4 protein-coding genes are annotated in these 4076 nt (G+C 68.3%); 3 read left to right on the plus strand and 1 reads right to left on the minus strand.

What is annotated here, in order from left to right:
• From AOK01_RS23310 to AOK01_RS23320, 3 genes are all read left to right on the plus strand, one after another.
• Positions 1–733: GntP family permease (locus AOK01_RS23310; protein ID WP_281181417.1), on the plus strand; the 733-nt coding region annotated here is incomplete at its 5' end.
• Positions 734–799: 66 nt separating this feature from the next.
• Entirely contained in the window at positions 800–1468 is a 669-nt protein-coding gene (locus tag AOK01_RS23315) for a hypothetical protein (protein ID WP_055514817.1), read from the plus strand.
• A 160-nt stretch (positions 1469–1628) separates the two neighbouring features.
• Complete coding sequence (locus tag AOK01_RS23320; RefSeq protein WP_055514819.1) at positions 1629–2957, plus strand: Nramp family divalent metal transporter; 1329 nt, start codon at positions 1629–1631, stop codon at positions 2955–2957.
• 72 nt (positions 2958–3029) lie between these two features.
• On the opposite strand, the gene AOK01_RS23325 is transcribed toward AOK01_RS23320, so the two are convergent.
• On the minus strand, positions 3030–4076 hold a 1047-nt coding region (locus tag AOK01_RS23325; protein WP_245702377.1), incomplete at its 5' end, for a chitinase.

Here is a 4076-nt window from a genome sequence, read left to right on the forward strand (position 1 = left end):
CCCGGACGCCCCGGACGCCCCGGACACTCCGGCCACCCCGAGTGCGGAGGACTACGCGGAGCAGCCGGTCCCGCTGGCCACCGTCTTCCTCATCATCGGTACGCCCCTGCTGCTGATCCTCGCCGCGACCTTCTCCTCGATCGCGCTGGACCCCTCGACCCTGCGTTCGGTCATCGAGTTCTTCGGGCACCCCTTCGTCGCCCTGACGATCGCGCTCTTGATGGCCTACTACCTGCTGGGCATCCGACGCGGCTGGTCGCGCAAGTCCCTGGAGACGGTGTCCACGTCGTCCCTCAAGCCGGTCGGCAACATCCTGCTGGTGGTCGGCGCGGGCGGCATCTTCGGCGCCGTACTGAAGGGCTCGGGCATCGCGGACGCGCTCGCCGACACGTTCAACGACGTGGGGCTGCCGGTCGTCGTGCTGGCCTATCTGATCTCCGTCGTGCTGCGGGTCGCCCAGGGTTCGGCGACGGTCGCGATCGTCACCACCGCGGGCATCGTGGTCCCGCTCGTGGAGGGGCAGGACCTCTCCCAGGCGCATCTGGCGCTGATCATCATGGCGATCTCGGCCGGCTCGATCTTCGCCTCGCACGTCAACGACGGCGGCTTCTGGATCGTCGCCAAGTACTTCGGCATCTCCGAACGCGACACGCTCAAGTCGTGGACGGTCCTGGAGTCGGTGCTGTCGGTGGCGGGCTTCGCGATGGCGGCGGTGCTGAGCGTCTTCATATAACGATGTAGCGGGACGAAGCGGAGTCCGGCTGTCCCTGGCACAGGATCGTCGACCATACTGCCCGCTGTGGAGCAGCGCATAGGACCCAACATCCAGCCCCTGCAAGGCGCCGCGGTCGACCCGGCGTTCGTGCCCGGCATCACGGGCCCGCGCCCCGCCGAGCCGAAGGACGCCGAGCCGAGGGAGACCGAGCCGGACACCGCGTCCGCGGAGTCCGCCGAGGACTCCGCGGACTCGGCGTCCAAGGCCGCGTCCAAGGCCCCGGAGGAGGAACCCGAAACCGAGACGTCCGCGAAGAAGCCGCACGACGAGGAGGCCTCTGACGAGGCCTCCGAGGACTCCGAAGAAGCCCCGGACGCCCCGGACGCCCCGGACGCCGCGGACGCCCCGGACGAAGGCCCCGTCTTCGACGCCTCCGACCGCCGCGCGAGGATCGTCGCCGACCACGCCGGCGTACGGCTGACCCTGGACGACCAGGAGGCCGAGTTCCGCTGGGACGAGATCGGCGCCGTCGAGACCGAGGTCCCGCGTTTCGGGAAGCGTTTCACCATCACGGTGCACACGCCCGACCGCCGCTGGTACCCGATCGAGATCGAGGCGGCTGCCAGGTCCCGCTTCAAGGAGTGGGAGACCAGCCTGGACGAGGTCCTGGACACCTACTTCGAGGACGGCGAGGACGGCGAGGACGCCGAAGTCGAGGAGGCCGAGGCCGAGGCCGAGGAGAGCGCCCCGTAGGGGCGCGGGGAACTGCGCGACCAGCCACAACGGACCCGCAGTTCCCCGACAACCTCCACGACACACGTCCGGTGGCCCCGCCAGGCCCAGGCTCCGCCACTCGTTTCCTTCACGGCATGCCCCCTTGTGCCCTCGTGCCCGGTGCGCTTTCTTGATCGGCATGGCGGACACCACGGGCAACACGACGACAGGGGAGTCCAGCTCCCGCCCCCGCAAATCAAGTTGGAAGTACATCGGCCCCGGCATCGTGGTCGCCGCGACAGGTGTGGGCGCGGGCGACCTCGTCGCCACACTGATCGCGGGCTCGAACTTCGGCTACACCCTCCTGTGGGCGGCCGTCATCGGCTGCCTCGTCAAGATCTCCCTCGCCGAGGCCGCGGGCCGCTGGCATCTGTCCACCGGCCGGACCCTCTTCGACGGCTGGGCGAGCCTGGGCCGCTGGACGTCATGGTTCTTCGTCGTGTACGTCGTGATCTGGGGCTTCGTCTACGGAGCGGCGGCCATGTCCTCGTCGGGCCTGCCCCTGCAGGCCCTGTTCCCGGACGTCATGGGCCTCAAGTGGTGGGCCATCCTGACCGGCCTGGTCGGTCTGGTCTTCGTCTGGTTCAACAAGTACGCGGTCTTCGAGAAGGTCATGACCGTCCTGGTGGGAATCATGTTCGTCGTCACGGTCTACCTGGCGATCAGGGTGACCCCGAACCTCGCCGACGCGTTCGCGGGCCTGCTGCCGGTGCTGCCCGACGAGAAGGACTCGATCCTCAACACGCTCGGCCTGATCGGCGGCGTCGGCGGCACGATCACGCTTGCCGCGTACGGCTACTGGGTCAACGCGAAGGGCTGGACGAACACCGGCTGGATGAAGGTGATGCGGCTCGACAACCGGGTCGCGTACATCACCACCGGCATCTTCGTCGTGGCGATGCTCTTCGTCGGCGCGGAGCTGCTCCACTCGGCGAACATCGCCATCGCGAGCGGCGACAAGGGCCTGATCCAGCTCGGCGACATCCTGGAGGACGAGTACGGCACGGCGACCGCGAAGTTCTTCCTCATCGGCTTCTTCGCCACGTCCTTCACCTCGCTGATCGGCGTCTGGCACGGAGTGAGCCTGATGTTCGCGGACTTCGTGGAGCGCTACCGCAAGGACAGGGCCCGGACCGCCGCGAACGCGGCGTCCGGCGAGGAAGTGGCGTCCGGAACCCACGAGAAGTCCTGGCCCTTCCGCGCCTACCTCCTCTGGCTGACCTTCCCGCCCATCATCCTGCTCTTCCAGGGCCAGCCCTTCCGCCTGATCATCCTGTACGGAGTCCTGGGCGCCGCCTTCCTCCCCTTCCTGGCCCTCACCCTGGTCTGGCTCCTCAACTCCTCCCGCACCCCGCCGGAGTGGCGCAACGGCCACCTGAGCAACGCCATGCTGACGATCGCGGGCCTGCTCTTCATCGTGCTGTGCGTGAAGCAGATCTGGGACCAGCCCTGGTCGGAGTTCTTCTGACACCGCCTCCGTCCCGACCGGGGCCGGCCCTGCTCTTTGAATTTTCTTGGGGGAAGGGGGCCGCCCCGGTGCCTACGGCAGCCCGTGCACGTGCGGTCCCACCGCGTTAGACCACGCGTTGCCCGCCGTGGCGTCCCAGTTCGTCGACCAGGTCATCGCGCCGCGCAGGTCCGGGTAGGTCCTGGACGGCTTGAAGGAGCCGCAGTTCGTGCCCTTGGCGAGGCAGTCGAGGGCGTTGTTCACGATGGTCGGGGAGACGTATCCGCTGCCCGCGCCACGGGTCGACGCCGGGACGCCGAGGCCGACCTGGGACGGCGCGAGGCCGCCCTCCAGCTGGATGCAGGCGAGGGCCGTCAGGAAGTCGACGGAGCCCTGCGAGTACACCTTGCCGTCGCAGCCGAGCATCGAACCGCTGTTGTAGTACTGCATGTTGACGACCGTGAGGATGTCCTTGATGTTCAAGGCCGTCTGGAAGTACCCGTTCGACGTGGACTGCATGTCGATCGTCTGCGGTGCCATCGTGATGACCAGGGAGGAGCCCGCCTTCGCGGACAGGGACCGCAGCGCCTGCGTCATGTACGTGGCGTTGAGGCCGTTCTCCAGGTCGATGTCGACGCCGTCGAAGCCGTACGTCTGCATCAGCGAGTACACGGAGTTCGCGAAGTTCGTGGCCGAGGCGGAGTCGTTCACCGCCACCGTGCCGCGCTCGCCGCCGATCGAGATGATGACCTTCTTGCCCGCGGCCTTCTTGGCCTGGACGTCCGCCTTGAACTGGTCGACGGTGTAGCCGCCGAGCCCCGCCGAGTCGAGGTTGAAGGTTACGGCGCCCGGCGTCGCCGTGGCGTCGGCGAAGGACACCGCGATGATGTCGTACTGGGACTGGACGTCGGAGATCTTCTGGACGGCCGCGCCGTTGTTGAAGTTCTGCCAGTAGCCCGTCACCGCGTGCTTGGGCAGCGCGGTCCCGCCGTCCGAGGACGCGCGGGTGGTCCCGGTGACCGCCGTCGACTTCGCCGACTCACCGGCGGCGTTCGTCGCGGTGACCGGCACTTCGGCCACTGTCACGGGGCTGGCCGCCTCCACCTCGTACTCCTTCCAGGTCACCGCGACGAACGCCGC

The organism is Streptomyces aurantiacus (genome assembly GCF_001418335.1).
In the GTDB taxonomy this organism is placed as follows: Bacteria; Actinomycetota; Actinomycetes; order Streptomycetales; family Streptomycetaceae; genus Streptomyces; species Streptomyces aurantiacus.